The sequence below is a fragment of the Pseudooceanicola nitratireducens genome, assembly GCF_900109195.1.
In the GTDB taxonomy this organism is placed as follows: domain Bacteria; phylum Pseudomonadota; class Alphaproteobacteria; order Rhodobacterales; family Rhodobacteraceae; genus Pseudooceanicola; species Pseudooceanicola nitratireducens.
Genome location: NZ_FNZG01000003.1, coordinates 115,144 through 141,154, shown reverse-complemented (window position 1 = coordinate 141,154; position 26,011 = coordinate 115,144). Strand labels below are relative to the sequence as shown.

Below are 26,011 nucleotides of genomic sequence, written 5' to 3'. Positions count from 1 at the left end.
GGACTTGTCCCCGGCGGGCGCGTGTTCGTCGGCATATGCGCCGGCCAGCTGCTCCCTCCGTCCGCTTCGGCGTTGACGGGCACGCGCCACGGGGCGGCAGCAAGGGAAAGCCAGGGAAAGGGATCGCGGATGCTGATCGAAGAAAGCGAGATTTTGTTGGCCGATCTACCGGTCGAGGCCTTCAAGGCGCATCTGCGCCTGGGCCGCGGCTTCAGCGGCGACACGGTGCAGGACAGCGTTCTGGAAAGCTTCCTGCGGGCGGCCATCGCCTCGGTCGAGGGGCGGTGTGGCAAGGCGCTGATGATCCGGACCTTCATCTGGACGCTGCCCTTCTGGCAGGATGACCTGCGTCAGGTCTTCCCCATTGGCCCGGTGCAAGAGGTTCTGGAACTGGCCCTTCTGGATGCGGCCGAGCAACCCACAGTTGTCGATCCCGCGCGCTTCCGGCTTGAGAAGGACATGCATTTCCCGGCGCTCAACGGGCGCAGCGCGGGTCTGCCCAATCCGCCCGCCGACGGGTCGATCCGGGTGCGGTTCACGGCCGGATATGGCGCAACCTGGGACGAGGTGCCGCGCGATCTGGCGCAGGCCGTCATGTTGCAGGGCGCACATTACTATGAACACCGCGAGGCCACGGGCCTGGGCGAAGGCTGCGCGCCGTTCGGGGTGATTTCCCTGACAGAACGTTACCGCCCGATGCGGATCTTCACGCGGGGCCGGGTATGAGCCCGCGTCTGAACCGGCTGCTGGTGCTGGAAGACCGCCAGCGTCAGCCCGATGGCTCGGGCGGGTACTCCGAGGCCTGGGTGGCCTTGGGCGAGATCTGGGCCGATGTAAGCGCCCGCACCGGGCGCGGCACCGATCTGGGTCCGCTGGCCACCGCGCGCACCGGCTATCGCATCGTGGTGCGCGGCGCGCCGGTCGGCACGCCCTCGCGCCCCGTGGCGGGGCAACGCTTCCGCGAGGGCCCGCGCCTGTTCCGGATCGAGGCCGTGGCGGAACGCGACAGCGAAGGCCGCCATCTGATCTGTTTCGCGCACGAGGAGGTCGCGGCATGACCTACACCATGGCCATCGCGCTGCAAAAGGCCGTCTATGCCGCGCTTTCGGCGGATGCCGCGTTGCAAGCCCTTGTGGGTACAGCGATTTTCGACGCGCCCCCCGTGGGTGCGATCCCCGCGCTTTACGTCAGCCTCGGCCCCGAGACGGCGCAGGACCGGTCCGATCAGGGCATCAGCGGCGCGCGGCATGATTTCGTGATCTCGGTCGTCACCGATGCGGGCGGCTTCCAGGAGGCCAAGGCCGTGGCCGCCGCCGTATCGGACGTTCTGGATCAGCCCCTGGGCGCGTTGGATCGCGGCAGGCTGGTCACGCTGAACTTTCTGCGGGCGCGGGCGAAACGCGACGAGGCCGGCCAGCAAAGGCGCATCGACATGACGTTCCGCGCCCTGCTGGACGACGAATAACCCCTTATCAGGAGACAAGAAATGGCAGCCCAGAATGGCAAGGACCTGTTGATCAAGGTCGACATGTCCGACAACGGCACCTTCCAGACGCTGGCGGGTCTGCGCGCCTCGCGCATCAGTTTCAACGCCGAGGCGGTGGATGTCACCAGCCTGGAAAGCCAGGGCGGCTGGCGCGAATTGCTGGGGGGCGCGGGGGTGCGCTCGGCCTCGGTTTCGGGGGCGGGGGTGTTCCGCGACGCGGGCTCGGACGAACGGGCGCGGCAGATCTTTTTCGACGGGGAAACGCCGGATTTCCAGGTCATCATCCCCGATTTCGGCATCATCGAGGGCCCGTTCCAGGTGACCGGTATCGAATACGCCGGCGTGCATGACGGCGAGGCCACCTATGAGATGTCTCTGGCCTCGGCCGGGGCGCTGAGCTTCTCAGCAATCTGATGGGCAATCCCTACGCCGGAGAGGTCACGCTGGTGATCGACGGGCGCGCCCATGTGATGCGCCTGACCCTTGGTGCCCTGGCCGAGCTTGAGGAGAGCCTGTGCGCGGGGTCGCTGATGGCGCTGATCCAGCGGTTCGAGGAGGCGCAGTTTTCCACCCGCGACGTGCTGGCGCTGATCGTCGCGGGGTTGCACGGTGGTGGCTGGCAGGGGCGTGCGGCGGATCTGTTGCAGGCAGATATCGAGGGCGGGCCGGTCGCGGCCTCACGTGCGGCGGCGCGACTGCTGACGCTGGCCTTCGCCCTGCCGGAGGGCGCGGAATGAGCGGTTTGGCACAGGGGGCGCAGGGCAGCCCGTCACGGGGGGGCGAGGGATTTGACTGGGTGTCGCTGGTGCAGGCCGGGGTGCGGGGTCTGGGCCTGCGCCCGGCGGAATTCTGGGCGCTGACCCCGGCGGAACTGTCGCTGATGCTTGGCCGCGCCGCGCCCCCGGCGCTTGGCCGGGCGGGGCTGGTGGATTTGATGGCGGCCTTTCCGGACGCGCAAGCGGACCATGAAGGGCCGAACATGAACAGAGGTGACGCATGATCGAGGATTTCGACGGCATTGGCGATCTGCACGCCCAGGTCGAGGCGCTGGAGCTGTCGCTTGGCGGGGCGGCGGGTATGGCCGCCGGCTTTGACAGCGAATTGCGCCGGATGCGGGTGGCCCTGGCCGAGACCGGCAAGGACGTGCAGACGCTGGAACGCGGGCTGTCGCGCGGGTTGAAGCGGGCGCTGGATGCGGTCGTTCTGGATGGGGCGAAACTGTCGGATGCCCTGGGGATCGTGGCGAATTCGGTGATCTCTCAGGCGTACAACGCCGCCGTCAAACCGGTGACGGATCATTTCGGCGGGATGATCGCCCAGGGCGTCGGCGGGTTGTTCCAGAACGTCCTGCCTTTTGCGCGGGGGGGCGCGATTGCCCAGGGCCGGGTGATGCCCTTTGCCGACGGCGGCGTGGTGCGCGGCCCGACGGCCTTTCCCATGCGCGGGGCCACCGGGCTGATGGGAGAGGCGGGGCCCGAGGCGATCCTGCCGCTGACCCGTGGCAGCGATGGCAAGCTGGGCGTGCGATCCCAGGGCGGGCGTCCGGTGACGGTGGTGATGAACATCCAGACCCCTGATGCCGACAGCTTCCGCCGGTCCCAGGCGCAGGTCGCCGCACAGATGTCGCGTGCCCTGGCGCGGGGGCAGCGGAACCGGTGAGGGGGGATGATGATGCGTCCATATCCCACGGCTCTCGTGGGCCGCGATGAGCACAGCGAAGAGCCCCCAATTGCCGAACCTTTGACTTGAGGAACCGCCCGGCGGCACGCCGGGCAGCGGCCCGTTGCCCGGCAAGCGATTGCTCGCAATCGCTGAGAGGGGCCGCCCCCCTGGGCGGCCGCTTCGCAGCCACCCGCGGACGGACGCTGCCCTTTGCGAAGACCTCGGATGAACTCGAGCCGGTTTGACGAATGCTGAAATCTCAACCCCAACCCCGAAAGGAACCCGCATGTCCTTCCATGAAATCCGTTTCCCCGCGGCGCTGTCCTTCGGGTCCTCCGGAGGGCCGGAACGCCGCACGGAAATCGTCACCCTCGCCAACGGATACGAGGAACGCAACGCCCCCTGGTCGCAATCCCGGCGGCGCTATGATGCCGGCGTCTCGATGCGGTCTCTGGACGATATCGAAACCCTGCTGGCCTTCTTTGAGGCGCGCGAAGGCCAGCTATACGGGTTCCGCTGGAAGGACTGGTCCGACTACAAATCCTGTGCGCCGACGGCCCAGATCGCCTTTACCGATCAGCTGCTGGCGCGCGGCGACGGCGACACCCATGACTTCCAGCTGATCAAATCCTACCGGTCCGGCCAACAAGAGGTCGCGCGGGTGATTGCCAAGCCTGTGGCGGGCACGCTGCGCATCGGGGTCAATGGATCGGAACTGCGCGAGGGGCTGGATTTCAGCGTCGATTTGACCACCGGCCGGATCGTTCTGGATGAGGCCCCGGTGACCAATGCCGAGGTCACCGCAGGCTTTGAGTTCGACGTGCCGGTGCGCTTTGATACGGATCGCATCGCGACCTCGGTCGCGTCGTTCCAGGCGGGCGACATGCCGAATGTCCCGGTGGTGGAGCTGCGGGTATGAGTTTCAATCCCGACCTCGCCGCGCATCTGGCCAGCGGCACGACCCATGTCTGCAACGCCTGGGCGATCACCCGGGCCGACGGCATCGTTCTGGGCTTCACCGATCATGACCGTCCGCTGAGCTTTGACGGGATCGACTTCCGCGCCGACACCGGGCTGTCGGCCCTGGCGCTGCAACAGGGCACCGGCTTGTCGGTCGACAATTCCGAGGCGCTTGGCGCGCTCAGCGACGCAGCCATCGGTGAGGCCGACATCGACGCGGGCCGCTTTGACGGGGCCGAGGTGCGCGCCTGGCGGGTCAACTGGCAGGACGTGGCACAGCGCCAGATGGTGTTTCGCGGCACGATCGGAGAGATCAGCCGCGCGGGCGGGGCCTTCACGGCGGAACTGCGCGGGCTGTCAGAGCCGCTGAACCAGCCGCGCGGGCGGATCTATCAGAAACCCTGCGGGGCCGTTCTGGGGGACAGTGCCTGTGGTGTCGATCTGACGGCCCCGGGCTATGCGGTGGAAACCACGGTCAGCACGGTCGCGGGCGCGCAGCTGACCCTGCCTCCCTTGCCGGACTATGAACCCGGTTGGTTCACTCATGGCAGATTGGATGTTCTGTCCGGTGCCGCGCAAGGCCTGACCGAGGCGATCAAGCGCGATCAGGCGGGAGAGGAACGGCAGATCGACCTCTGGGCCAGCCTGCGCGCGCCCCTGGTCTCAGGGGATCGGGTGCGGATCAGCGCGGGTTGCGACAAGCGGATGGTGAGCTGCCGTTACAAGTTCAACAACCTCGCCAATTATCAGGGCTTCCCGGATATCCCCGGAGAAGACTGGCTGGCCGTCACCCCGGCACAAAGCGGTGCCACCAGCGGAGGCAGCCGGAGATGACCACAGTGACCACCCCAGACGCTATTGTCACCGCCGCGCGCGGCTGGATCGGTACGCCCTATCTGCACCAGGCCTCGCACCGGGGGATCGGGGCGGATTGCCTGGGCCTTCTGCGCGGCATCTGGCGCGAGCTGTATGGGGCCGAACCGGAGCCCGTACCGCCCTATAGCCGCGACTGGTCGGAACCTTCCGGGGACGAACGGCTGTGGGCGGCGGCGGCGCGGCATCTGCTGCCTGGGGGCGCAGAGGCCCCCGGCCAGGTCCTGCTGTTCCGCATGCGCAGCGGCGGGGTGGCCAAGCATCTGGGCGTTCAGGGCGCTGTAGGGCGAAAGCCCACATTCATCCACGCCTATTCCGGTCACGGGGTGGTGGAAAGCCCGCTCTCGGCCCCTTGGCGGCGGCGCATCGTGGCCCGTTTCACATTCCCGGAGGTCTGACCCATGGCAACGCTTCTTCTTTCCGCCGCCGGTGCGGCCATTGGCGGATCGCTTGGGGGGACGGTCTTTGGCCTGTCCTCGGTCGTGGCGGGGCGCTTTGTCGGGGCCACCCTGGGGCGCGCTATTGACCAGCGGCTGCTGGGCGCGGGCTCGGACCCGGTGGAAACGGGGCGCGTCGATCGTCTGCGCCTGATGGGGGCCGGGGAAGGCGAGGCCATCGCCCGCGTTCATGGCCGGGTGAAACTGCCCGGTCAGGTGATCTGGGCCACGGAGTTTGCCGAACATGTCACCACCTCGGGCGGGGGGAAGGGCGCGCCGCGGCCCCGGACCCGCAGCTATTCCTATACCGTGTCGCTGGCCGTTGCCCTGTGCGAAGGCGAGATCGCCGGGGTGGGCCGTGTCTGGGCCGACGGGGCCGAGATCGCGCCGGATCAGCTGAACATGCGGGTCTATCCCGGGTCGCGCGACCAGCTGCCCGATCCCCGGATGGAGGCGGTCGAGGGCGCAGGTGCGGTCCCCGCTTATCGCGGCACGGCCTATGTGGTGATCGAGGATCTGTCGCTGGAGGCCTGGTACAACCGCGTGCCGCAATTCGCCTTCGAGGTCATCCGTCCGGCACCGGAGGAGATCGCCCCCGATGATCCTGCCCGCGCGGTGCGGGCCGTGGCGATGATCCCCGGCAGCGGGGAATATGCGCTGGCCACCACGCCGGTCAGTTTTCGCGGAGCCGCCGGTGTGGTCGAGATGGCGAATATGCATTCCCCCTCTGGCCAGGCGGATCTGCCGACGTCGCTGGATCAGCTGGGGTTGGAGCTTCCGGGCTGTGGGCATGTCTCGCTGGTGGTCAGCTGGTTCGGGGACGACCTGCGCTGTGGGTCCTGCCGGATCCGCCCGGCGGTGGAAGAGCCTGCGCGCGAGGGGGAGGAGATGCCCTGGACCGTGTCGGGGGTCAGCCGCGCGGCGGCGGATCTGGTGCCGCAGGATGGGGAGGGGCGGCCGATCTATGGCGGCACGCCCTGCGATCCTTCCGTCCTGCAGGCGATTGGTGAGATGAAGGCGCGGGGGCTGAAGGTGATGTATTATCCCTTCATCCTGATGACCCAGCAGGCGGGCAATGCCTTGCCCGATCCCCGGGGAGGAGAGGAACAGCCCGCGCTGCCCTGGCGGGGGCGGATCACCCTGTCGCTGGCTCCGGGTCAGGTGGGCACGCCCGATTGTACGGCCCAAGCGGCGGCGGAGGTCGCGGCGTTTTTCGGCGCGGCCGATCCGTCGCATTTCACGGTGACGCCCGGCGCGGTCAGCTATGGCGGCCCCGAGGACTGGGGATACCGGCGGTTCATTCTGCATCAGGCCGCGCTATGTGCCGCTGCCGGGGGGGTGGATGCCTTCTGCATCGGGTCGGAAATGGTGGCGCTGACCCGGGTGCGCGATGACCTGGGGTTTCCGGTGGTGGCTGCTCTCCGCGCTCTGGCAAGCGCGGTTCGCCAGATCCTGGGGCCCGACACCAAGATCTCCTACGCCGCGGATTGGAGCGAATATGCCGGCTTCACGCCCGAGGGCACGGAAGATCGGATCTTCCACCTGGATCCGCTTTGGGCGGATGAGGACGTGGATTTCATCGGCATCGACAATTACCTGCCGCTGTCAGACTGGCGCGAGGGCGACGATCACCTGGACGCCCACTGGGGGGCTCTCCATGACGTCGATTACCTGAAGGCCAATATCGAGGGCGGAGAGCTGTTCGACTGGTACTACCATTCGGATCAGGCCCGCGCCGCCCAGATCAGAACGCCCATTACCGACGGCGCACACGGAGAGCCCTGGATCTGGCGCACCAAGGACATCCGGTCTTTCTGGAGCCATGCGCATTACGACCGGATCGGCGGGCAGCGTCAGGCCGCGCCAACGCCCTGGGTGCCGCAGTCGAAACCGATCTGGTTCACGGAACTGGGCTGTGCCGCCGTCGACAAGGGCACGAACCAGCCCAATCGCTTTGTCGATCCCAAATCCTCGGAAACCGGGCTGCCGCATTTTTCCACCGGGCGGCGCGATGATCTGATGCAGATGCAATACCTGCGGGCGATGCTGTCCTACTGGGGGGATCCGGCGAAGAACCCGGTTTCGGCGGTGACGGGTCAGCGGATGGTGGACATGGATCGCGCCCATGTCTGGGCCTGGGATGCGCGGCCCTGGCCGTGGTTTCCGAACGCTCTTTCTGCCTGGGCGGATGGGGGGAATTACGCGCGGGGGCATTGGGTGACTGGCCGTGCCTCGGCCCGGTCGCTGGCGGGCGTGGTGCAGGAGATTTGTGCGCGGGCCGGGGTTGGGGATGCCGACGTCAGCGATCTTCGCGGGCTGGTCTGGGGGTATACGGAACAGGGTGGTGGGACCGCGCGGCAGGCGCTGCAGCCGCTGATGCTGCGCTTTGGGTTCGACGCGGTGGAACGCGATGGCGTGTTGCGGTTCGTCATGCGCAGCGGGCTGGTTGCGGCGGATATCGATCCGGGCGTTCTGTGTCAGGGGAAAGAGCTGGCGGGGCTGGAGGAACAGCGCGCTGCGCAGGCCGAAACCATGGGCCGCGTCCGGGTGCAGTTCATCGAACAGGGGGGCGATTTTGCCTCCGTGACCGAAGAGGCCGTGCGCCCGGGCGACGGGTCCGACGTCACCAGCGGGCAGGAGCTTCGGCTGGCGCTTCTGCGCGGGGAAGGGCGGCAGGTGGCAGAACGCTGGCTGGCCGAGGCGCGGGTGGCCCGGGACGGGGTGCGCTTTGGGCTTCCGCCCTCTCTTTCCGGGCTGGGCGCAGGGGACGTGGTGCGGATCGGCGGGGATGGCGGCAGCTATCGCCTCGACCGGATCGAACGCGGTGCCTTTCAGCAGGTCGAGGCGCTGCGCATCGACGCGGAAAGTTATCGCCCGGTGGATGTGGCCGAGGATGCGGTGCGCCAGGCCGATTTCGTGCCGCCCGTGCCGGTTTTTCCCTTGCTGCTGGACCTGCCCCTGATGAGCGGTGAGGAAATCCCCCATGCGCCGCACGTGGCCGTCACGGCGCAGCCCTGGCCGGGGACCGTGGCTGTCTATACCTCGGCCTCGGACGAGGATTATGCGCTGGATCGGGTGTTGGACAGCCGCAGTGTGATCGGCGTGACCCAGGCCCCGCTGCTGCGCGCCGATCCGGGCCGCATCGACCGGGGCGCGCCGCTTGCGCTGCGCCTGACCAGCGGCAGCCTGCATTCGGTCAGCGATGCGGGGCTGCTGGCGGGCAAGAACCTGCTGGCGATCGGCGACGGCAGCCCCACGGGGTGGGAACTGCTGCAATTCCGCGATGCGGTGCCGGGCGGTGACGGGGTTTTCCTGATCTCGCACCGGTTGCGGGGGCAATTGGGCACGGATGCGGATATGCCCGATGTCTGGCCCGCGGGGTCCTATGTGGTGGCGCTGGATGGCACGCCCGAGCAGCTGGGCCTGACCCTGGCCAGCCGCAACATGGCGCGGCATCTGCGGATCGGCCCGGCGCGTCGGGACTACGCGGATGCGTCCTATACCCATCTGGTCGCGGCCTTTCCCGGGATTGGGCTGCGGCCCCTGTCGCCGGTGCATCTGCGCGCAACGTCTCAGGGTGCGGACCTGGCCCTGCGCTGGATCCGCCGGTCACGCCTGGCCGCCGACAGCTGGGACGCCCCCGAGATCCCCCTGGGCGAAGAGGCGGAATGCTACGCGGTGCGGGTCTTCGACGGCGCAACCCTGCTGCGAGAGGCGCAGGTCAGCACGGCCCACTGGACCTACAGCGCGGCAGATCAGGCGGCGGATGGCGGCACCGGCCCCCTGCGGGTCGAGGTCGCGCAGATCTCGGCAATCTATGGGGCGGGGGCCTGGGCACGGCTGGATCTGTGAGTGTTTCGCATTCGGAATAAGATCCATCACGGCATTGCGTTTTGGGTCTGGGTCGCTATCTGCTACCATGACGCGGAACGAAGAAAGGACGCGCCATGGCAAAGACGCACCCGCAGGTCGCAACGGTGGACCCGGTCTGGAACCGGATGACCCAGGAGGCCGAACAGGCGATCCGGGACGAACCGCTGCTGGGCGGCCAGATCCATTCCGCCCTGCTGCACCACCCCTCGATCGAGAATGCCCTGGCCTATCGCATCGCGATGAAGCTGACGAATTCCGAGATGTCGGAACAGCTGATCCGCGAGATCTGTGATGCGGCCTATGCGGCGGATGCTTCGCTCGCGGCCTCGGCGCGGGCGGATATCGTGGCGACCTATGAACGCGACCCGGCCTGCCACCGGTTCCTTCAGCCGCTGTTGTATTTCAAGGGCTTCCAGGCGGTGCAGGCCTATCGCGTGGCGCATTGGCTTTGGGGCGAAGGGCGCCGTGACCTGGCTTATTTCTTCCAGATGCGCTGTTCCGAGGTCTATGGCATCGACATCCATCCCGCCGCCCGGATCGGGCAGGGGATCATGATCGACCACGCCCATTCCATCGTGATCGGCGAAACCGCCGTGGTGGGCAACAACGTGTCCATGCTGCATTCCGTGACGCTTGGCGGGACCGGTAAGGAAGACGACGACCGCCATCCCAAGATCGGCGACGGCGTTCTAATCGGGGCGGGTGCCAAGGTGCTGGGCAATATCCGCATCGGCCATTGTTCCCGCATCGCCGCCGGTTCGGTGGTTCTGCAGGACGTGGAGCCCTGCAAGACCGTCGCTGGCGTGCCCGCGAAAGTCGTGGGAGAGGCCGGATGCGACCAGCCCTCGATGACCATGGATCATCTGTTCGGCGGCTGAGTCGGGCTGTTTTCTGGCGTGTTTTGACGGTTGATCAGGGACGGTGACGCCCTATCTGCGCGCCGCAATTGCTGGGATTAACGGCGGGTACAGTTTTTCCGCGCCGCATCTGCCGGATACTTTGTACTAAAACGCCATTGTTTGCGATCCGGGAACGAACAGTTCCCGGTTTGGCGTTTTGCCTATCCGCAAAAATGTGCCAGACAGATCGAATGTGGCTTTTATTGGGCGCTCCTAGAGAAATGGTGGTTAATATGAACGTATTCAAAAAGATTATCGGTGCGGCTGCGCTTGCACTGGCAGCGGGCAGTGCTTCGGCGGATGTGGTCTATGACTGGATGGGCACCTGTACGGACCTTTGCACTGGCAATGCGACCGCGGTGCTGACCCTGGCTGACACCTACACGCCTGGCACGGCGCTGGCGAATGTCGATTTTGTCAACTTCTCGTTCAGTTCGAGCAATGGCAGCTACACCGTTCCCGGTGATGATGTCTTTGACGAATTCTGGACGGGCTCCATGCTGCCGGCGTTCTTCGGCGCTGCCTATACCTTTATCGACTATCCCGGTGGCGGCACCTATTTCCAGCAAGAGGCCAATGGCAACTGGGATACCTGGATCGGGAACACGAAACTGGCCTCGGGTCTTGAGGGCAGCTGGACGCTGCGCACGCCTGCCGTGCCGCTTCCCGCAAGCCTGCCGCTGTTGCTGGCCGGTGTCGCTGGCATGGGCGCGCTGTCGCGTCGTCGCAAGGGCTGAGGTCCCGAGCGTAGATCATTCTGAAAAGGCGGTCCTTCGGGGCCGCCTTTTTGGTTTCGCCTATGCCTGTGCGATCGTCACAAAAGCCAAGGCGGGCTGATTATTCCCCGCGGCTCTGGAACCTGCGGGCCGGGAATGCCATCTTGCATCTATTCTTCGGTGGTTTCTTTCGTGGACGGCCAAATGGTTTTCAATCTCAATTTCATTGCCCTCGTTGGCGGCATTTTCCTTGTCTTTCTCGCTGTCGCCTGGCTGGGAACGCGCCGGTCGAAAGGTCCCGCGTCGAAACGGTCCTCGGCCGATCCCGCGCGCCGGGACCGGCTGCTTTCAGCCCGGAGGAGAGAGGCCGAGAGGCTGCATCTGCGCGGCGCGATCTTTGCCATCACCAGCGAAGAAACCCTGCCGGGCTATCACCTGAAGGACCTTGGCTGGGTCCAGTGCGACCTTGAAGACCGGGGCGCGGCCGAACACGAGCTGGCCCTGGCGGCGGCACGGAAATTCGACACGGCCAACGGGCTGACCCGGCTGACCCGGGGCACGCGGAAACAGCGCTATCAGGCGGGAACAGGGCCCCAGGGGAACCCCTATTACAAGTCGCGGACCGTCAGGATCTGGCAGGCCCTCGCCGTCGAGGCCATCCCCGAGGCGCAGGTCGATCAAAAGACCCGGCGCAGCGCCAAGCGGCGCGCGGTGGTCGACGGATCCAACGTCGCGCATTGGGGCAGCGACAACGCCCCGTCGCTTGGGGCCGTGGGCGCCGTGACCGAGGTCCTGAGCGGCGAGGGCGTGACGCCCATCATCGTTTTCGACGCCAATATCGGCTACAAGATCGGGGGCAAATACATGAACGCCGCGACCCTGCGGGCGAAACTGCCCGGCCGTCCCCGGGTCGAGGTGGTCGACAGCGGCGTGAACGCGGATGTGGTGATCATCGACATGGCGGATAGGATGGGGGCAGAGATCGTCTCGAACGACCTGTTCCGCGACAGTATCGCCGCGCGGTCGGTCCGCAAACGGCGCGGATTCTACGTGTCGGAATTTGGCCATGCCGAGCTGATGTCGGCCCGGCGGTGAGGCTGTTTAACTCCGCATGACGCTTAGCATTTCGGACAGGATATCCGCGATGACCGCCTGGGCGATGTCGATCGTCGGGATGGCCAGAAGAAGATAGCCCAGACAGCCGAAGACCATCGCTGCATAGCGGGAAAAGGGCCGAGAGTTCATCTGACCGATCCACCATTCGCGGGAGGCTTGGTCGATGTAATCGCGAAATTCGGTTAAGAATTTGGGCCGGAGATCTTCGCGGAACCCTTGTACTCGGCTCTCTCTTTTCCGTGCCCCCTGCGAAGGGAACCAAAACAGACCCAAGCGCTTCTGCCAATTGGCATCCATGACATCACGCTCAAGCGCTTTCATTTCGACCACGCTGTAGCTTTCACGGACACGTTCGGCGAAAGAAAAATCGTCCGAGGCGTTGTCGAGCGCTTTCGGCCGGCGGGTTTGATAGATCAGGAAGGAGATCGTGACGCAGAGGCTGCCGAAAAAGGTCATTCGCAATTTTGTCAGGCCGCCGATCAGGAAGGGAGAGGCCTCATCCCCAGTCGTTCCGGTGATGGTGTTGAACTGAACGGAATCCAGAATGCTGTCGTTGAAAAGGATCAGGTAGCCGACCACAGGGACGATCCCGATGATCTTGGTCAGGTCGTTGCTTGCGACCTTCTTGACCGTGCTCCAGTAGAATAGCGGGTGGCCCGGAATTATATCATCCGGATCAGGTCGAAACAGACGCCGTAGTCTTTCTGAAATTACCGCCATTCCCGATTCCGGTCCGATGTTCGTATCCGACCAATCTATTGATGACTGGCATGGTGTCCATCGGGCGTTGGCGGCCGGGTTTGTTCGTAGAAGAAAAAACGCCCCTTCGCATTGGCAAAGGGGCGTTTCTGTCGCATCGTATAAAGACGGTCGTTATTCCGTCACGGTGACCTTCACCATGCGGTCGGGTTCGCCAATCACCGATCCGTTCGGGCCGTCGCCCAGCTTGATAGCGTCGACGATGTCCATGCCGGAGGTGACCTCTCCGACGACCGTGTACTGGCCGTCCAGGAAGGGGCCGGGCGCGAACATGATGAAGAACTGGCTGTTGGCCGAGTTCGGGTTCTGCGCGCGGGCCATGCCGACGACGCCTCGGTCGAAGGTCTTGTCCGAGAATTCCGCCGGCAGGTCCGGGCGGGACGAGCCGCCCATGCCGGCGCGGCGCATGTCGCCGCCCTCGCGGGCGAATTCCACATCGCCGGTCTGGGCCATGAAGCCCTTGATGACACGGTGGAAATAGACGCCGGCGTAGTCGCCGGCAGCGGCCAGGGCGGTGATCTGTTCGACGTGTTTGGGCGCGATGTCCTCGAACAGGTCGATGTGGATCGTGCCCGAGGCTTCGCCGGCGATCTCGATGTCGAGGCCGGTGGCCAGCGCCGGGGCGGCGCCGGACAGGGCCCCAAAGGTCACCAGCGCGGCGAGGAGGGCGGGTGCCTTACGCATCTGCCGCCACCTTGACCGAGATCATGCGGTCGGGGTTCGCGGGCGGCTCACCCCGGGTGATCGCGTCGACGTGTTCCATCCCCGAGATCACGCGGCCATAGACGGTGTACTGGCCGTTCAGGAAGTGGTTGTCGTTGAAGTTGATGAAGAACTGCGAGTTGGCGGAATTCGGGTTCTGCGAGCGTGCCGCGCCCAGGGTGCCACGGTCATGCGGCAGCTTGGAGAATTCGGCAGGCAGGTCGGGCAGGTCCGAGCCGCCGGTGCCGGCCATGCGCGGGTTGTAGTCCTTTTCCATGTTGGCGTGCTGGACGTCGCCGGTCTGGGCCATGAAGCCGTCGATCACGCGGTGGAAGGCCACGTTGTCATAGGCCCCGGCGCGGGCCAGGTCCTTCATGCGCTTGGAATGTTCGGGCGCGACGTCGGGCAGAAGCTCGATCGTGACGGTGCCGCCCTTGAGTTCGAGCAGGATGGTGTTTTCGGGGTCTTTGATGTCGGACATGGGTCTTCTCCTTTGGAATTGGGGGAATGTGTATTGGGGACGGGCGGAAATGCCAAGTGGGGGCACGGGATGGTGAGGGGGCGCTGGTCCGTCACGCCGGGGGCGTGCCACCTAGAGGGAAGCGAGGGGGCGCTGGCCCGTCACGCCGGAGGCGTGCCGACGTAGAGGGAAGCGAGGGGGCGCTGCCCCCTCGCGCTCCCCCGGGATATTTTTGGCAAGAGGATGTGTAGGGGGTGGGGCTGGGATGGTTGGTGTGAGGGTGATGTGAGGGCAGGGTGGTGTGAGCGGAGGGAAAGTGGAGCGAGGGAGGAGGTAATCGGGGGAAAGGTCGGAGATTGTTTCCGAAGGGTCGCATGGGGGCGCTACCAGTGTTGACGGCACATGCCGCGCACGCGAAAAGGCGCGGGAATTGCGATGGCCAAGTGGGAGCAGCCGATATGGGATGGAAAACCCTTGATGACATGGACTTGGCCGGGAAACGCGTCTTGCTGCGCGTGGACATCAACGTGCCGGTCGAAGGCGGGCGCGTCACCGACGCCACCCGGATCGAGCGGATCGTGCCGACGGTGCGGGACATCCTGGAAAAGGGCGGCACGCCGATCCTGATCGCGCATTTCGGCCGGCCCAAGGGCAAGGTCGTGCTGGACCTGTCGCTGCGCCAGGTGCTGCCGGTGCTGAAGGAAAAGCTGGGCCTGCCCGTTGCCTTCATCGAAACCCTGGACGCGGCCGAGCGCCACACCGAGGAGCAGGACGCCGCCCGCGTCATGCTGCTGGAGAACATTCGTTTTCACGCCGGAGAAGAGAAGAACGACCCCGAGTTGGCCCGGCGGCTGGCGGGCCTGGGCGACATATATTGCAACGACGCCTTCAGCGCGGCGCATCGGGCGCATGCCTCGACCGAGGGGGTGGCGCAATTCCTGCCCTCTTGCGCGGGGCGGCTGATGCAGGCCGAGCTTGAGGCGCTGGAAGCCGCGCTTGGCAAGCCCGAGCGGCCGGTGCTGGCGGTTGTGGGCGGGGCCAAGGTCTCGACCAAGCTGGACCTGCTGGGCAACCTTGTGAGCAAGGTCGACATGCTGGTGATCGGCGGCGGCATGGCCAATACTTTCCTGGCGGCGCAGGGCATCGACGTGGGCAAGTCGCTGTGCGAACACGACATGGCCGACACCGCGCGCGAGATCCTGACCAAGGCCAAGGCCGCGGGCTGCGAGATCCTGCTGCCCGAGGACGTGGTCGTGGCACGCGAATTCAAGGCCGGAGCCGAGAACCAGATCGTGGCGGCGGGCGAGTGTCCGGCGGATGCGATGATCCTGGACGCCGGCCCCAAGGCGGTCGAGCGGATCGGCAATGCCCTGGCCCGGGCCAAGACGCTGATCTGGAACGGCCCACTTGGCGCGTTTGAGATCGCGCCCTTCGACACGGCCACAAATGCCGCCGCCGCCCGCGCGGCGGAGCTGACCCGGGCGGGTCAGCTGACCTCGGTCGCGGGGGGCGGGGACACGGTCGCGGCGCTGAATGGCGCAGGCGCGGCCGAGTCCTTTACCTATATCTCGACCGCTGGCGGGGCCTTCCTGGAGTGGATGGAAGGCAAGGACCTGCCCGGCGTTGCAGCATTGTCCGCGCGCGAAGCGGCCTAAACAGCAAAACACTGGCCAGAGGGGGCGGCAGCGTCCTACCCTTCGGCCGGATCGTAAAAGGAAGCCGGGCCGCGGGCCGGGCGGATTTCAAACAGACAGGGTTCAGGGATGACCAAGCAACAACAGACACAGCAGATTGCCAACGGCCACGGATTTATTGCGGCGCTGGACCAGTCGGGCGGCTCGACCCCCAAGGCGTTGAAGCTTTATGGCGTTGAAGAAGATGCCTATTCCAACGATGACGAGATGTTCGGCCTGATCCACGACATGCGCGCGCGGATCATCAAGTCGCCCGCCTTCACCGGCGACAAGGTCGTGGGCGCGATCCTGTTCGAACGCACCATGGACGGTGAGATCGACGGCATCCCGACGGCCGAATACCTGTGGGACAAGCGCCGCGTCGTGCCCTTCCTGAAGGTCGACAAGGGCCTGGCTGACGAAGAGGGCGGCGTGCAGGTGATGAAGCCCATGCCCGATCTGGACGCGCTTCTGGAAAAGGGCGTGTCGAAGGGGATCTTCGGCACCAAGATGCGGTCTGTGATTTCGGCCGCCAACCCCGAAGGCATCCGCGCCGTGGTGGCGCAGCAGTTCGAGGTGGGCAAGCAGATCTTGGGCCATGGCCTTGTGCCGATCATCGAGCCCGAGGTGACGATCACCATCGCCGACAAGGCCGAGGCCGAGGCGATCCTGCGCGCCGAGATCGAAGAACAGCTGAACGCGCTGTCCGAGGATCAGAATGTCATGCTGAAGCTGACGCTGCCCGAGGTCGAAAACCTTTACAAGCCGCTGGTGGATCACCCCCGGGTCATCAAGGTCGTGGCGCTGTCGGGCGGCTATTCCCGCGAAGAGGCGAACACCCGCCTGGCGAAACAGACCGGCATGATCGCATCCTTCAGCCGCGCCCTGACCGAAGGTCTGTCGGCCCAGCAGTCGGACGCGGATTTCGACGCGGTCCTGGCCGCCACCATCGAAGAGATCCACGGCGCATCCGTCGCCGGCTGATCCTTCGGTCCGGTTTGAGATCTGCAAAGGGGCGCGGTCTGCGCCCCTTTTTCATGTGAATTCGACCAGGTCCCAAAGCGTGCCATAGAGGTCGCGGAACACCGCAACGGTGCCATAGGGCGCGGTCTTGGGGTCGCGCGTGAAGGTCACACCACGGTCCTGCATGGCCTTGTAATCGCGCCAGAAATCATCCGTCTGAAGAAACAGGAAGACACGGCCGCCGGCCTGGTCGCCGATGAAATCGGCCTGCCTGTCGTTTGACGCACGGGCCAGCAAAAGCGACGTGCCCTGCGATCCCGGCGGGGCGATCAGGACCCATCTCTTGTCCTGTTCGGGCTGGCAGGTATCCTCGACCAAGGTGAAGCCCAGCATGTCGCGATACCAGGCGATCGCCTCGTCATAATCGCGCACGACCAGGGCGATATGGGCGATGGATTGGGGCATGGTCATTCTCCGGTTCGTGCGTTATTGCCACGCTTCTGCCGCCAGTGAAAAAAGGGATTCCCAGGGCGAATCGCTTGTGGCATGATACATCTACCGCCCGGAAGAGGCGGAGTGAGGGCATGATGAGCAATTCGGGACGTCCCGCCTTTGCGGGGCTGATCTATATCGCAGGTGTTTTCTGTGTTGGGCTGTATTTCACCTTTGCCGCCGTTCAGGGCGACATGGGGCTGTTCCGCCGCGTCGAGATCAAGGCGGATCGCGACGCGCTGGCCGCGCAGCTTGAGGATCTGGACGGGCAGATCGCCCGGATGGAAAACCTGACCAGCCGGCTTTCGGACGATTACCTGGATCTCGACCTGCTGGACCAGCAGGCCCGCGATGTGCTGGGGCTTATGCGGTCCGACGAGATCGTTATTCGCTAAGGTTTCGGGCGGTAAGCCATCGGGCGTTTTGCGCCGCAGGGTGCTTTCCTTTACCATCTGATCCAAGCCCCGCAGCCCGGCTGACGGGGCTTTTGATTGCACGCATCAACGTGTCTGGGCGCGGTTTGCGCCCGCCAAGCAGGCGGTTTTCAACAGATCCGGGCGTTTGGCGAAATTGAGTCTCGCATGATCGTGAGAAATGCTTTATGAGATAGTTCAACGTTAAACTATCGGATCGGAGGAGGCCCGAATGGCGACCCGCAAATCCGCCGCGAAGAGCAATGTCTCAGCGGACGAGTTGAAATCCTATTATCGCGACATGCTGTTGATCCGCCGGTTCGAGGAAAAGGCCGGCCAATTGTACGGCATGGGCCTGATCGGCGGCTTCTGTCACCTTTACATCGGCCAGGAGGCCGTGGTGGTCGGGCTGGAAGCAGCCGCGGAAGAGGGCGACAAGCGCGTGACCTCGTACCGCGACCACGGCCACATGCTGGCCTGTGGCATGGACCCCGACGGCGTCATGGCCGAACTGACCGGGCGCGAGGGCGGCTATTCCAAGGGGAAGGGCGGCTCTATGCACATGTTCTCCAAGGAAAAGCATTTCTACGGCGGCCATGGCATCGTGGGCGCGCAGGTTCCGATCGGGGCCGGGCTGGCCTTTGCCGACAAGTACCTGGACAACAAGCGCGTGACCTTCGCCTATTTCGGTGACGGTGCGGCGAACCAGGGCCAGGTCTACGAGACCTTCAACATGGCCGCCCTGTGGAAACTGCCGGTGGTCTTCGTGATCGAGAACAACCAATACGCCATGGGCACGTCGCAGCAGCGCTCGACCTCTTCGGCGGACATCTACACCCGTGGCGAAGCCTTCGGCATCCCTGGTCAGGTGGTCGACGGAATGGACGTTCTGGCCGTCAAGGAAGCCGGCGAAAAGGCCGTGGGGCACTGCCGTTCGGGCAAGGGGCCGTATATCCTTGAGATCAAGACCTATCGCTATCGCGGCCATTCGATGTCGGACCCGGCGAAATACCGGACCCGCGAAGAAGTGCAGAAGATGCGCGAAGAGAAGGACGCCATCGAACGCGTGCGCCACATGCTGCTGGACGGCGGCCATGCGACCGAAGACGACCTGAAGGCGATCGACAAGGAAATCAAGGATATCGTGAACAAGTCGGCCGACTTTGCCAAGGAAAGCCCCGAGCCGTCGCTGGACGAGCTGTACACCGATATCTACGCCGACGTCCTGCCGCAGGGCGACGCGATCGAGACCGAGGAGGCCTGAGATGGCAACAGAAGTATTGATGCCGGCCCTGTCGCCGACCATGGAAGAGGGCACGCTGGCGAAATGGCTGGTGAAAGAGGGCGACACCGTTTCCTCGGGTGACATCCTGGCCGAGATCGAGACCGACAAGGCGACGATGGAATTCGAAGCCGTAGACGAAGGCGTGATCGGCAAGATCCTGGTGGCCGAGGGCACCGAGGGCGTGAAGGTCAACACCGCCATCGCCGTTCTGCTTGAGGAAGGCGAAAGCGCCGATGACATCGGCGCGGCGTCGGCCCCTGCGGCCAAGGAGGCCGACGAGGCCCCGAAGGCCGAGGAAAAGGCCCCCGCCCAGGCAAAGGCCCCCGAGGCCCCCAAGGCCGACCGCAGCCCCGACTGGCCGGAAGGCACCGAGATGAAGACCCAGACCGTGCGCGAAGCGCTGCGGGATGCCATGGCCGAAGAGATGCGCGCCGACGCAAACGTCTTTGTCATGGGCGAAGAGGTCGCGGAGTATCAGGGGGCCTATAAGGTCACGCAAGGATTGCTGGACGAATTCGGCGCCAAGCGCGTCATCGACACGCCGATCACCGAACACGGGTTCGCGGGCATCGGTGTCGGCGCGGCCTTTGGCGGCCTGCGTCCGATCGTCGAATTCATGACCTTCAACTTCGCCATGCAGGCGATCGACCAGATCATCAACTCGGCCGCCAAGACGCTGTATATGTCCGGCGGGCAGATGGGCGCGCCCATGGTCTTCCGTGGTCCGAACGGTGCCGCCGCCCGCGTGGGCGCGCAGCATTCCCAGGACTACGGTGCCTGGTACGCGCATATCCCGGGCCTCAAGGTCGTGCAGCCCTATTCGGCGGCCGATGCCAAGGGTCTGCTGAAACAGGCGATCCGCGATCCCAACCCGGTGATCTTCCTGGAAAACGAGATCCTCTATGGCAAAAGCTTCGAGGTTCCGGTGCTGGATGATTTCACCATCCCCTTCGGCAAGGCCAAGATCTGGCGCGAGGGCACCGACGTGACCATCGTGTCCTGGGGCATCGGCATGACCTATGCGCTGGAAGCGGCGGAGAAGCTGGCGGAAGAGGGGATCGAGGCCGAGGTCATCGACCTGCGGACCCTGCGGCCCATCGACTATGACACGGTGATCGCATCGGTGATGAAGACCAACCGCTGCGTCACGGTCGAGGAAGGCTTCCCCGTGGCGTCGATCGGCAACCACCTGTCGGCCTATATCATGCAGAACGCCTTTGATTATCTGGACGCCCCGGTGATCAACTGCACGGGCAAGGACGTTCCCATGCCCTATGCGGCGAACCTGGAAAAGCTGGCCCTGACCACCACCGCCGAGGTGATGGAAGCGGTCAAGCAAGTCACCTACCGGTAAGGAGGACACGCGATGCCAACGGAAATCCTGATGCCCGCGCTGTCGCCGACCATGGAGGAAGGCACGCTGGCCAAATGGCTGGTCAAGGAGGGCGACACCGTATCCTCGGGCGACCTGCTGGCCGAGATCGAGACCGACAAGGCGACGATGGAATTCGAAGCCGTGGACGAAGGCGTCATTGGCAAGATCCTGGTGCCCGAGGGCAGCGAAGGGGTGAAGGTCAATTCGCCCATTGCCGTGCTGCTTGAGGAGGGTGAGTCGGCGGGCGATATCTCGTCTGCTGCGCCGGCGGCCCCGGCGGCCTCGTCGGGCGCGGCCACGCCCGCCTCGGCCGGGGACGCCCCTGCCGAAGCGCCCGCGCAGGCGGCTCCTGCTGCGCCTGCCGCGCCCAAGGGGGCGGATGGCAATCGCGTCTTCGCCTCGCCGCTGGCGCGGCGGATCGCGGCGCAGAAGGGTCTGGATCTGGCCGGACTCAAGGGTTCGGGCCCGCATGGGCGGATCGTGAAGGCCGACGTTGAGGCCGCGCAGGCCGAGGCTCCGGCCAAGGCGGCGGCGTCTGCTCCGGCGGCGGCAGCTGCGGCGTCGATACCGGCCGGCCCCTCGACCGAGGCGGTGCTGAAGATGTACGCCGACCGCGAGTTTGACGAGGTCAAGCTGGACGGGATGCGCAAGACCATTGCCGCCCGCCTGACCGAGGCCAAGCAGACCATCCCGCATTTCTACCTGCGCCGCGACATCAAGCTGGATGCCCTGATGTCCTTCCGCAGCCAGCTGAACAAGCAGCTGGAACCGCGGGGCGTGAAACTGTCGGTCAACGACTTCATCATCAAGGCCTGCGCGCTGGCGCTGCAGCAGGTGCCCGATGCCAACGCCGTCTGGGCGGGCGACCGGGTGCTGAAGCTGAAGCCGTCGGACGTGGCCGTGGCCGTGGCGATCGAGGGCGGGCTGTTCACGCCGGTCCTGAAGGACGCCGACAGCAAATCGCTGTCCTCGCTGTCGTCCGAGATGAAGGACCTGGCGGGCCGCGCGCGCAACAAGAAGCTGGCACCGCATGAATACCAGGGCGGGGCCTTTGCGATCTCGAACCTCGGGATGTTCGGCATCGACAACTTCGACGCGGTGATCAACCCGCCGCACGGGGCCATCCTGGCCGTGGGCGCGGGTGTGAAGAAGCCTGTTGTAAACGCCGAGGGCCAGGTCGAGGTCGCGACGGTCATGTCCGTCACGCTGTCGGTCGATCACCGGGTCATCGACGGCGCGCTTGGGGCGGAACTGCTGCAGGCGATTGTCGACGGACTGGAAAACCCGATGGCCATGCTGGCCTGATCGCAGGGTCACCATTCCGGATCCGCAGGGGAATGCGCCGACGGATCCGATTGAAATGAAACGCCGTCCCGGGATCATCGGGGCGGCGTTTTTCATTTGCAGGCGTCCGGGCATTTGCGGTGCCAAGGGGAAGCGCCGGACATTCCAAGTGCCTGTTTCACATTCCAAATCCGGGATACTTTCGTTTCGAAAATGGAAATGCGGCTTTTCCAGGGCGGATGTCACAAAAGCTTTGCCTGAATCGCCTATGGCTGCCAATCTGCCGCGTATTCAGTACCGGGTGGCCTCACCACCCATTGTTTTTAAATCAGTCATTCAACCGGGGACGATTTCCATGAAATACCTCTCATCCACTGCGCTTGTCCTGATCGCATCGGTCAGCACCGCCCAGTCTTCCACCTGCACGCCGGGGAGCGTTGTCGACGGCACCACCGTCACCTGTTCGGGCGGGGGCATCTTTGCGCCTGGCGTCGTCGGGCCCTCGGCCAACAACGTCACCGTCGTGATCACCGGCGGTGCCGGTGTGGGCACTACCGATCCGGCCGATCCGGGCGGCCAGGCCATCATCGAGCTGGGCGACGGGGGCAGCATCACCCAGTCGTCGGGCACGATCCTGAAATCCACCGGTCCCGATGCGGCGACGATCGAGGTTGGCAATAACCTGACGCTAAGCAACGCGGGCATGGTCACCACCGTAGGAAACGAATCGCGCGCGGTTGATGGCGGAGAGGGTGCGAACATCGTGAACACCGGGTCTTTCACGACCTCGGGTGAAGATTCGGATGTCATCAACGTCGACGACGGCGCCTATGTCTGGAACCGCGGCACGATCCAGTCCAATGGCAAGGGCTCGGACGGGATCCAGGTCGGCAAAAAGTCGACCGTCATCAACAACGCGACGATCTTTGCGGCCAAGGACGGCATCAATGCCGACGACGACGCCACAGTGACCAACAGTGCCACGATCCGCGCCGGGTCGGACGGGATCCAGGTTGGTGACGGCGGGAACCATGCGCCGGGTGCCGGGGCCAATGTCACCAACTCGGGCAACATCTATGCCGGCAAGGAAGGCATCACCGGGGGCGACGATCTGGTCATCGTCAACAGCGGTAACATCTACGCCACCGACGATGCGGTGCAGATCGGCGAACGGGTGCATCTGACCAACTCGGGCCTGATCGAGAACACCGCCGTTGCGGGCCAGGAACCGCAGGACGGCCTGGACCTGGACAGCGGCGTGGTCATCAACTCGGGGATCATCCGGTCGACCATCGACGCGGGCATCGACTTTGACGGCTCTACGACCGACAGTTCGGTCACCAACTCGGGTCTGATCACCGGCACCACCGGCATCCTGGTCGAAAAGGACGTGACCGAGGGGGCCAATCTGGCGGCTCAGACCATCCAGAACTCGGGGACGATTGAGGGCACCGCAGGGATTGCGATGGACCTGGGCGCAGGCAATGACAGCTATGTGCATCTGACCGGTGGCGTGCTGCTGGGCGGTGCGGATTTCGGCACCGGAGAGGACAGTTTCTTCCTGACCGGCACGCCCGTGGGCACCCTGGGGGGCGATCCGCTGGCGCTGTTCGACGGTGGTCTGGACAATGACCTGTTCGATTTCGGCGGCTATGCCTTCACCGATCTGGTGTCGGTCGCACTGAGCGGCGCGGTCTACAGTCTTGAGCTGCTGGCGAGCGGTGCAACGGACAGCCTGTTCCTGAACCTCACCTCGTGGGAGGCCTTCCGCTTTTCGGACGGGGATTTCACGCAGGCCGATCTGGCCGCGCTGACCACCCCGGCGGTACCGCTGCCGGCGGGCCTGGTGCTGATGCTGTCGGGCCTGGCCGGCTTTGGTGCAATGCGTCGCGCCCGCCGCTAACGCTCTGCAAGCCTTCGACGAATGGGCCTCGTCCTGGAACGGACGGGGCCTTTTTCGTGTGTGCCGGGTTGGGATGCGACGGCAGACCGTTCGATCTGAAATCCGCCTGTCAGTCGGCGGGGCGCACCGGGATCGGGGTTTCAGCGCAGAGCGCCTCGGCCGCTTGGGGCATGGTCCAGTCGTCGCGGCACTTTGGCCGGCTGCTGCGCAGGGGCAGCACGCAGACCTGATCGCCTTTGCGCGACAGCTCTCCTCCCCAGCCGTCGGTGCAGATGACCTGGGATCCGCCATCGTCCTTCGGGGCGATCACGGCGACGTGGTTGGCATGGGCGGGCACCGCCGCCAGGGCCGCGCCGATCAGGCACAGGGCGGACAAGGCCCGGGGCATCGGTAACAGCGCGGAGGGCAACAGGGTACAGGCAAACAAGGGCATGTGTGGTCCCAACAGAAATAGCAATAACAATAGGTCTAGCGTGTCCGGATCAATAGTCCGGGCGGACAGGGTAGAACGATCGGTCCGGGTCAGAGGTAGCGGCGCAGCAGGTCGTCGACCTCATCCCCCGAGACGGTCTTTTTCAGCATGGCAAAGCTGCCGTCTTCCATGATCTCGGAAAAGACATCCATCACGCGGCGCTGCGCCGCGCGGGCCAGGGCCGACCCCAGAGAGATCCGCGCAACCCCGATGCGGGCGAAATCGTCGACGCTGTAGCTGGCATAGGGCCCGGCGGCGAGCGCGTTGACCGGCGTGTCGGTCATGGCGCAGATCCGGGCCAGGTCGTCGAAGGTCGGCGGGATCGGCGCATACAGGCAATCGGCCCCGGCGTCGTCAAAGGCCTTCAAGCGGGTGATCGCCTCTTCGATGCCGTAGTGGCCGTTCATGATGCCGTCGGCGCGGGCCACCAGAACGAAGTCGCGTTTCAAAGCACGGGCGGCGGCGGCCCCGGCGCGGATGCGTTCGGTGGCCAGTTTCAGGTCATAGGCCTTTCCGGGCGGGGCGGGGTTATCTTCGATCGAGATGCCGGCCAGCCCGGCCTCGGCCGCAAGGCGCACGGTTTCGGCCACGGTGTCGGGATCGGCGCCAAAGCCATCCTCGAAATCACCGGAAACGGGCAGGGGCGTCGCGGCCACGATGTCCTGCGCATGGGCCAGCGCCTGGTCCCGCGTCACCGCGCCGTCGGGCTTGCCCAGGGTAAAGGCATGCGCGGCCGAGGAGGTCGCCAGCGCCTCGGCCCCGAGCGCGGCCAGAAGCCGGGCCGAGCCGACATCCCAGCAATTTGCCAGAACAAAGGGATTGCCGGGACGATGCAGCATGCGAAACGTGGGACCGGGGTCGTGCATGGAATACTCCTGAAACAATGGCTCGCAGGATTGGGGTTTGGCCGTGATTTGGCAACAGTAAAGCGGGCGGCGCAGGCTGGGTTTTGCGGAAAACGTTGGCGCCTGTTGCGCCGGCTGGCACTGCGGCGATCACGCGTCACGTGAGGGCAGCGTGGCCTGCACCCGCTTGGGCAGCCCGGCGCGGATGATGTCATAGGACACCAGGATCCGGTCGCGCATCAGGCCGGGATCGCCGCCCCAGGGCAGCAGGACCCAGCTTTTGTGAAAGTATTTCGCCCGTTCTGCATCGCCGGCCTCGATCATCATGGCGGCGAACTCCGGGTCGCTGGTCTTGACCGCGACACCCTGGTCCAGCGCTCCGATACAGGCAAACATCTTGCCGCCCACTTTCCAGGCATCATGGCCACCGCCCCAGGGATCGGAACAGTCGGCCCCGGGCAGAGGCTGGCAGATCTGGCGCACGAAATCCCGGCTCATGATCGCAGTCTGAGCGGTTTGCAGCGCAGGGGCAAGGGGCGGGACTTGCTTTCGCATCCGCCCGGGGGCGAGAGTGCCCCATGGATTGGACAAACATAGACTGGACAGACAGAACGGCCGTGCTGGCCGATATCCACGGCAACGCCCTGGCCCTTGGGGCGGTGCTGGATGACATCGCCGCGCAGGGGATCACCCAGGTGGTGAACCTGGGCGACATCTTCAGCGGGCCCTTGGATCCTGCGGGGGTCTGGGAACAGCTGAAGGGGCGGGGTCTGCCGACGCTGCGTGGCAATCACGATCGCTATCTGATCGAGGGCACGGGCGAAGATTTGGGCCCGACCGACCGCCTGACCGCCTCTCTGCTGCCAAAGGAGGCGTTCGACTGGATCCGGGGCCTGCCCGGACAGCTTCACTGGGACGGGGTCTTTGCCTGTCACGCGACGCCGGGCGATGATAACACCTATTGGACAGAACAGGTGGTCGAGGGGGGGACATCCCTTGCCCCGCCCGCCGCGATCGAGGCTTTGGCTACCGGCATCGAAGCTGGGCTGATCCTATACGCCCACACGCATATCCCCCGGGTGCTTCAGCTGGCCGACGGGCGGGTGATGGTGAACCCCGGGTCGGTCGGCTGCCCGGCCTATACCGACACTGCGCCCCGCCCGCATGTGGTCCAGACCGGCAGCCCCCTTGCGCGCTATGCGGTGGTGCATCGCGACGCGGGCGGCTGGCGGGTCAGCCACCAGGCGGTGCACTATGACTTCGACGCGGCGGCCGAACAGGCCCGGACCCACGGCCGCGACGACTGGGCGCGGGCGGTCGGCACGGGCTGGCTGGGGTGAGGCGGCAGAGGATTTCACCGTGC

At 65.4% G+C, this 26,011-nt stretch carries 29 protein-coding genes; 22 read left to right on the top strand and 7 right to left on the bottom strand.

All coding sequences use genetic code 11. The features are described 5' to 3' along the window. Positions 1-129 precede the first annotated feature (129 nt). From BMX99_RS11335 to BMX99_RS11270, 14 genes are all read left to right on the top strand, one after another. Positions 130-726, top strand: a complete 597-nt coding sequence (locus tag BMX99_RS11335; RefSeq protein WP_093451679.1) for a head-tail connector protein — start codon at positions 130-132, stop codon at positions 724-726. After that, entirely contained in the window at positions 723-1,058 is a 336-nt protein-coding gene (locus BMX99_RS11330; RefSeq protein ID WP_093451675.1) for a head-tail adaptor protein, read from the top strand. The genes BMX99_RS11335 and BMX99_RS11330 overlap by 4 nt, the downstream gene beginning before the upstream one ends. Beyond that, positions 1,055-1,465 (top strand): DUF3168 domain-containing protein, encoded by a 411-nt coding sequence (locus tag BMX99_RS11325; RefSeq protein WP_093451672.1) that lies wholly within the window; start codon positions 1,055-1,057, stop codon positions 1,463-1,465. The genes BMX99_RS11330 and BMX99_RS11325 overlap by 4 nt, the downstream gene beginning before the upstream one ends. 21 nt (positions 1,466-1,486) lie before the next feature. Continuing rightward, positions 1,487-1,900 carry a phage major tail protein, TP901-1 family gene (locus BMX99_RS11320; protein WP_093451669.1) on the top strand — a complete coding sequence of 138 codons (414 nt, stop codon included), beginning with the start codon at positions 1,487-1,489 and terminating at the stop codon, positions 1,898-1,900. Next, positions 1,900-2,223, top strand: coding sequence for a gene transfer agent family protein (locus BMX99_RS11315; RefSeq protein WP_093451666.1), 324 nt, complete (start codon positions 1,900-1,902; stop codon positions 2,221-2,223). Before BMX99_RS11320 ends, BMX99_RS11315 begins: the two co-directional genes overlap by 1 nt. Further along, positions 2,220-2,486 carry a rcc01693 family protein gene (locus BMX99_RS11310; protein ID WP_093451663.1) on the top strand — a complete coding sequence of 89 codons (267 nt, stop codon included), beginning with the start codon at positions 2,220-2,222 and terminating at the stop codon, positions 2,484-2,486. The genes BMX99_RS11315 and BMX99_RS11310 overlap by 4 nt, the downstream gene beginning before the upstream one ends. Further along, on the top strand, positions 2,486-3,145 hold the full coding sequence (locus BMX99_RS11305) for a phage tail tape measure protein (RefSeq protein ID WP_093453235.1): 660 nt from the start codon (positions 2,486-2,488) through the stop codon (positions 3,143-3,145). The genes BMX99_RS11310 and BMX99_RS11305 overlap by 1 nt, the downstream gene beginning before the upstream one ends. 289 nt (positions 3,146-3,434) lie before the next feature. Beyond that, positions 3,435-4,067 (top strand): DUF2460 domain-containing protein, encoded by a 633-nt coding sequence (locus tag BMX99_RS11300; protein WP_093451661.1) that lies wholly within the window; start codon positions 3,435-3,437, stop codon positions 4,065-4,067. After that, positions 4,064-4,942: a DUF2163 domain-containing protein gene (locus BMX99_RS11295; protein WP_093451658.1), complete on the top strand. Its 879-nt coding sequence runs from the start codon at positions 4,064-4,066 to the stop codon at positions 4,940-4,942. Before BMX99_RS11300 ends, BMX99_RS11295 begins: the two co-directional genes overlap by 4 nt. After that, positions 4,939-5,379, top strand: coding sequence for a C40 family peptidase (locus tag BMX99_RS11290; protein WP_093451655.1), 441 nt, complete (start codon positions 4,939-4,941; stop codon positions 5,377-5,379). Before BMX99_RS11295 ends, BMX99_RS11290 begins: the two co-directional genes overlap by 4 nt. Positions 5,380-5,382: 3 nt before the next feature. Beyond that, positions 5,383-9,270 carry a baseplate multidomain protein megatron gene (locus BMX99_RS11285; protein ID WP_093451652.1) on the top strand — a complete coding sequence of 1,296 codons (3,888 nt, stop codon included), beginning with the start codon at positions 5,383-5,385 and terminating at the stop codon, positions 9,268-9,270. Between the two features lie 95 nt (positions 9,271-9,365). After that, positions 9,366-10,169 (top strand): serine O-acetyltransferase, encoded by an 804-nt coding sequence (gene cysE, locus BMX99_RS11280; protein ID WP_093451648.1) that lies wholly within the window; start codon positions 9,366-9,368, stop codon positions 10,167-10,169. Between the two features lie 254 nt (positions 10,170-10,423). Then, positions 10,424-10,927 carry a VPLPA-CTERM sorting domain-containing protein gene (locus BMX99_RS11275; RefSeq protein WP_170848747.1) on the top strand — a complete coding sequence of 168 codons (504 nt, stop codon included), beginning with the start codon at positions 10,424-10,426 and terminating at the stop codon, positions 10,925-10,927. Between the two features lie 183 nt (positions 10,928-11,110). Further along, positions 11,111-12,001: an NYN domain-containing protein gene (locus BMX99_RS11270; RefSeq protein ID WP_170848748.1), complete on the top strand. Its 891-nt coding sequence runs from the start codon at positions 11,111-11,113 to the stop codon at positions 11,999-12,001. A 6-nt stretch (positions 12,002-12,007) separates the two neighbouring features. On the opposite strand, the gene BMX99_RS11265 is transcribed toward BMX99_RS11270, so the two are convergent. The 3 genes from BMX99_RS11265 to BMX99_RS11255 all read right to left on the bottom strand — a co-directional run bounded on the left by BMX99_RS11265 (position 12,008) and on the right by BMX99_RS11255 (position 13,964). Continuing rightward, a complete protein-coding gene (locus BMX99_RS11265) occupies positions 12,008-12,742 on the bottom strand; it encodes a hypothetical protein (RefSeq protein WP_093451637.1) in 735 nt (244 codons plus the stop codon). A 153-nt stretch (positions 12,743-12,895) separates the two neighbouring features. Continuing rightward, positions 12,896-13,465, bottom strand: coding sequence for a peptidylprolyl isomerase (locus BMX99_RS11260; RefSeq protein WP_093451634.1), 570 nt, complete (start codon positions 13,463-13,465; stop codon positions 12,896-12,898). Further along, a complete protein-coding gene (locus tag BMX99_RS11255; RefSeq protein ID WP_093451632.1) occupies positions 13,458-13,964 on the bottom strand; it encodes a peptidylprolyl isomerase in 507 nt (168 codons plus the stop codon). The genes BMX99_RS11260 and BMX99_RS11255 overlap by 8 nt, the downstream gene beginning before the upstream one ends. Before the next feature lie 437 nt (positions 13,965-14,401). Between BMX99_RS11255 and BMX99_RS11250 the strand changes: the two genes are divergently transcribed. Continuing rightward, positions 14,402-15,598: a phosphoglycerate kinase gene (locus tag BMX99_RS11250; protein ID WP_093451629.1), complete on the top strand. Its 1,197-nt coding sequence runs from the start codon at positions 14,402-14,404 to the stop codon at positions 15,596-15,598. A 108-nt stretch (positions 15,599-15,706) separates the two neighbouring features. Beyond that, a complete protein-coding gene (locus BMX99_RS11245; RefSeq protein WP_093451625.1) occupies positions 15,707-16,600 on the top strand; it encodes a fructose bisphosphate aldolase in 894 nt (297 codons plus the stop codon). 51 nt (positions 16,601-16,651) lie between these two features. Here the strand turns inward: BMX99_RS11245 and BMX99_RS11240 are convergent, their stop codons facing one another. Next, the gene (locus tag BMX99_RS11240; RefSeq protein ID WP_093451621.1) at positions 16,652-17,044 is read right to left on the bottom strand and encodes a VOC family protein; all 393 of its coding nucleotides are present in this window, start codon (positions 17,042-17,044) and stop codon (positions 16,652-16,654) included. A gap of 122 nt (positions 17,045-17,166) precedes the next feature. Between BMX99_RS11240 and BMX99_RS11235 the strand changes: the two genes are divergently transcribed. From BMX99_RS11235 to BMX99_RS11215, 5 genes are all read left to right on the top strand, one after another. Continuing rightward, the gene (locus tag BMX99_RS11235) at positions 17,167-17,466 is read left to right on the top strand and encodes an FtsB family cell division protein (RefSeq protein WP_093453232.1); all 300 of its coding nucleotides are present in this window, start codon (positions 17,167-17,169) and stop codon (positions 17,464-17,466) included. Positions 17,467-17,716: 250 nt separating this feature from the next. Then, a complete protein-coding gene (pdhA, locus tag BMX99_RS11230; protein ID WP_093451619.1) occupies positions 17,717-18,748 on the top strand; it encodes a pyruvate dehydrogenase (acetyl-transferring) E1 component subunit alpha in 1,032 nt (343 codons plus the stop codon). Position 18,749: 1 nt separating this feature from the next. Continuing rightward, positions 18,750-20,123, top strand: a complete 1,374-nt coding sequence (locus BMX99_RS11225; protein WP_093451617.1) for a pyruvate dehydrogenase complex E1 component subunit beta — start codon at positions 18,750-18,752, stop codon at positions 20,121-20,123. Between the two features lie 12 nt (positions 20,124-20,135). Beyond that, positions 20,136-21,449, top strand: a complete 1,314-nt coding sequence (locus BMX99_RS11220) for a pyruvate dehydrogenase complex dihydrolipoamide acetyltransferase (protein WP_093451615.1) — start codon at positions 20,136-20,138, stop codon at positions 21,447-21,449. A gap of 334 nt (positions 21,450-21,783) precedes the next feature. Then, positions 21,784-23,331: a VPLPA-CTERM sorting domain-containing protein gene (locus BMX99_RS11215; protein ID WP_170848749.1), complete on the top strand. Its 1,548-nt coding sequence runs from the start codon at positions 21,784-21,786 to the stop codon at positions 23,329-23,331. 109 nt (positions 23,332-23,440) lie between these two features. On the opposite strand, the gene BMX99_RS11210 is transcribed toward BMX99_RS11215, so the two are convergent. The 3 genes from BMX99_RS11210 to BMX99_RS11200 all read right to left on the bottom strand — a co-directional run bounded on the left by BMX99_RS11210 (position 23,441) and on the right by BMX99_RS11200 (position 25,146). After that, positions 23,441-23,719 carry a hypothetical protein gene (locus BMX99_RS11210; protein WP_139199500.1) on the bottom strand — a complete coding sequence of 93 codons (279 nt, stop codon included), beginning with the start codon at positions 23,717-23,719 and terminating at the stop codon, positions 23,441-23,443. A gap of 134 nt (positions 23,720-23,853) precedes the next feature. Further along, entirely contained in the window at positions 23,854-24,669 is an 816-nt protein-coding gene (locus BMX99_RS11205; protein WP_093451607.1) for an isocitrate lyase/PEP mutase family protein, read from the bottom strand. Positions 24,670-24,798: 129 nt separating this feature from the next. Further along, entirely contained in the window at positions 24,799-25,146 is a 348-nt protein-coding gene (locus BMX99_RS11200; RefSeq protein ID WP_093451604.1) for an MmcQ/YjbR family DNA-binding protein, read from the bottom strand. An 80-nt stretch (positions 25,147-25,226) separates the two neighbouring features. On the opposite strand from BMX99_RS11200, the gene BMX99_RS11195 reads away from it, so the two are divergent. After that, entirely contained in the window at positions 25,227-25,988 is a 762-nt protein-coding gene (locus BMX99_RS11195) for a metallophosphoesterase family protein (protein WP_093451602.1), read from the top strand. The last annotated feature ends 23 nt before the right edge of the window (positions 25,989-26,011 follow it).

Excerpts from the sequence above, each read along its gene's own strand:
- BMX99_RS11335 (WP_093451679.1), top strand. The coding sequence starts at position 130 with ATGCTGATCGAAGAAAGCGAGATTTTGTTGGCCGATCTACCGGTCGAG.
- BMX99_RS11330 (WP_093451675.1), top strand. The coding sequence starts at position 723 with ATGAGCCCGCGTCTGAACCGGCTGCTGGTGCTGGAAGACCGCCAGCGT.
- BMX99_RS11325 (WP_093451672.1), top strand. The coding sequence starts at position 1,055 with ATGACCTACACCATGGCCATCGCGCTGCAAAAGGCCGTCTATGCCGCG.
- BMX99_RS11320 (WP_093451669.1), top strand. The coding sequence starts at position 1,487 with ATGGCAGCCCAGAATGGCAAGGACCTGTTGATCAAGGTCGACATGTCC.
- BMX99_RS11315 (WP_093451666.1), top strand. The coding sequence starts at position 1,900 with ATGGGCAATCCCTACGCCGGAGAGGTCACGCTGGTGATCGACGGGCGC.
- BMX99_RS11310 (WP_093451663.1), top strand. The coding sequence starts at position 2,220 with ATGAGCGGTTTGGCACAGGGGGCGCAGGGCAGCCCGTCACGGGGGGGC.
- BMX99_RS11300 (WP_093451661.1), top strand. The coding sequence starts at position 3,435 with ATGTCCTTCCATGAAATCCGTTTCCCCGCGGCGCTGTCCTTCGGGTCC.
- BMX99_RS11295 (WP_093451658.1), top strand. The coding sequence starts at position 4,064 with ATGAGTTTCAATCCCGACCTCGCCGCGCATCTGGCCAGCGGCACGACC.
- BMX99_RS11290 (WP_093451655.1), top strand. The coding sequence starts at position 4,939 with ATGACCACAGTGACCACCCCAGACGCTATTGTCACCGCCGCGCGCGGC.
- BMX99_RS11285 (WP_093451652.1), top strand. The coding sequence starts at position 5,383 with ATGGCAACGCTTCTTCTTTCCGCCGCCGGTGCGGCCATTGGCGGATCG.
- cysE (WP_093451648.1), top strand. The coding sequence starts at position 9,366 with ATGGCAAAGACGCACCCGCAGGTCGCAACGGTGGACCCGGTCTGGAAC.
- BMX99_RS11275 (WP_170848747.1), top strand. The coding sequence starts at position 10,424 with ATGAACGTATTCAAAAAGATTATCGGTGCGGCTGCGCTTGCACTGGCA.
- BMX99_RS11270 (WP_170848748.1), top strand. The coding sequence starts at position 11,111 with ATGGTTTTCAATCTCAATTTCATTGCCCTCGTTGGCGGCATTTTCCTT.
- BMX99_RS11265 (WP_093451637.1), bottom strand. The coding sequence starts at position 12,742 with ATGGCGGTAATTTCAGAAAGACTACGGCGTCTGTTTCGACCTGATCCG.
- BMX99_RS11260 (WP_093451634.1), bottom strand. The coding sequence starts at position 13,465 with ATGCGTAAGGCACCCGCCCTCCTCGCCGCGCTGGTGACCTTTGGGGCC.
- BMX99_RS11255 (WP_093451632.1), bottom strand. The coding sequence starts at position 13,964 with ATGTCCGACATCAAAGACCCCGAAAACACCATCCTGCTCGAACTCAAG.
- BMX99_RS11250 (WP_093451629.1), top strand. The coding sequence starts at position 14,402 with ATGGGATGGAAAACCCTTGATGACATGGACTTGGCCGGGAAACGCGTC.
- BMX99_RS11245 (WP_093451625.1), top strand. The coding sequence starts at position 15,707 with ATGACCAAGCAACAACAGACACAGCAGATTGCCAACGGCCACGGATTT.
- BMX99_RS11240 (WP_093451621.1), bottom strand. The coding sequence starts at position 17,044 with ATGCCCCAATCCATCGCCCATATCGCCCTGGTCGTGCGCGATTATGAC.
- BMX99_RS11235 (WP_093453232.1), top strand. The coding sequence starts at position 17,167 with ATGAGCAATTCGGGACGTCCCGCCTTTGCGGGGCTGATCTATATCGCA.
- pdhA (WP_093451619.1), top strand. The coding sequence starts at position 17,717 with ATGGCGACCCGCAAATCCGCCGCGAAGAGCAATGTCTCAGCGGACGAG.
- BMX99_RS11225 (WP_093451617.1), top strand. The coding sequence starts at position 18,750 with ATGGCAACAGAAGTATTGATGCCGGCCCTGTCGCCGACCATGGAAGAG.
- BMX99_RS11220 (WP_093451615.1), top strand. The coding sequence starts at position 20,136 with ATGCCAACGGAAATCCTGATGCCCGCGCTGTCGCCGACCATGGAGGAA.
- BMX99_RS11215 (WP_170848749.1), top strand. The coding sequence starts at position 21,784 with ATGAAATACCTCTCATCCACTGCGCTTGTCCTGATCGCATCGGTCAGC.
- BMX99_RS11210 (WP_139199500.1), bottom strand. The coding sequence starts at position 23,719 with ATGCCCCGGGCCTTGTCCGCCCTGTGCCTGATCGGCGCGGCCCTGGCG.
- BMX99_RS11205 (WP_093451607.1), bottom strand. The coding sequence starts at position 24,669 with ATGCACGACCCCGGTCCCACGTTTCGCATGCTGCATCGTCCCGGCAAT.
- BMX99_RS11200 (WP_093451604.1), bottom strand. The coding sequence starts at position 25,146 with ATGAGCCGGGATTTCGTGCGCCAGATCTGCCAGCCTCTGCCCGGGGCC.
- BMX99_RS11195 (WP_093451602.1), top strand. The coding sequence starts at position 25,227 with ATGGATTGGACAAACATAGACTGGACAGACAGAACGGCCGTGCTGGCC.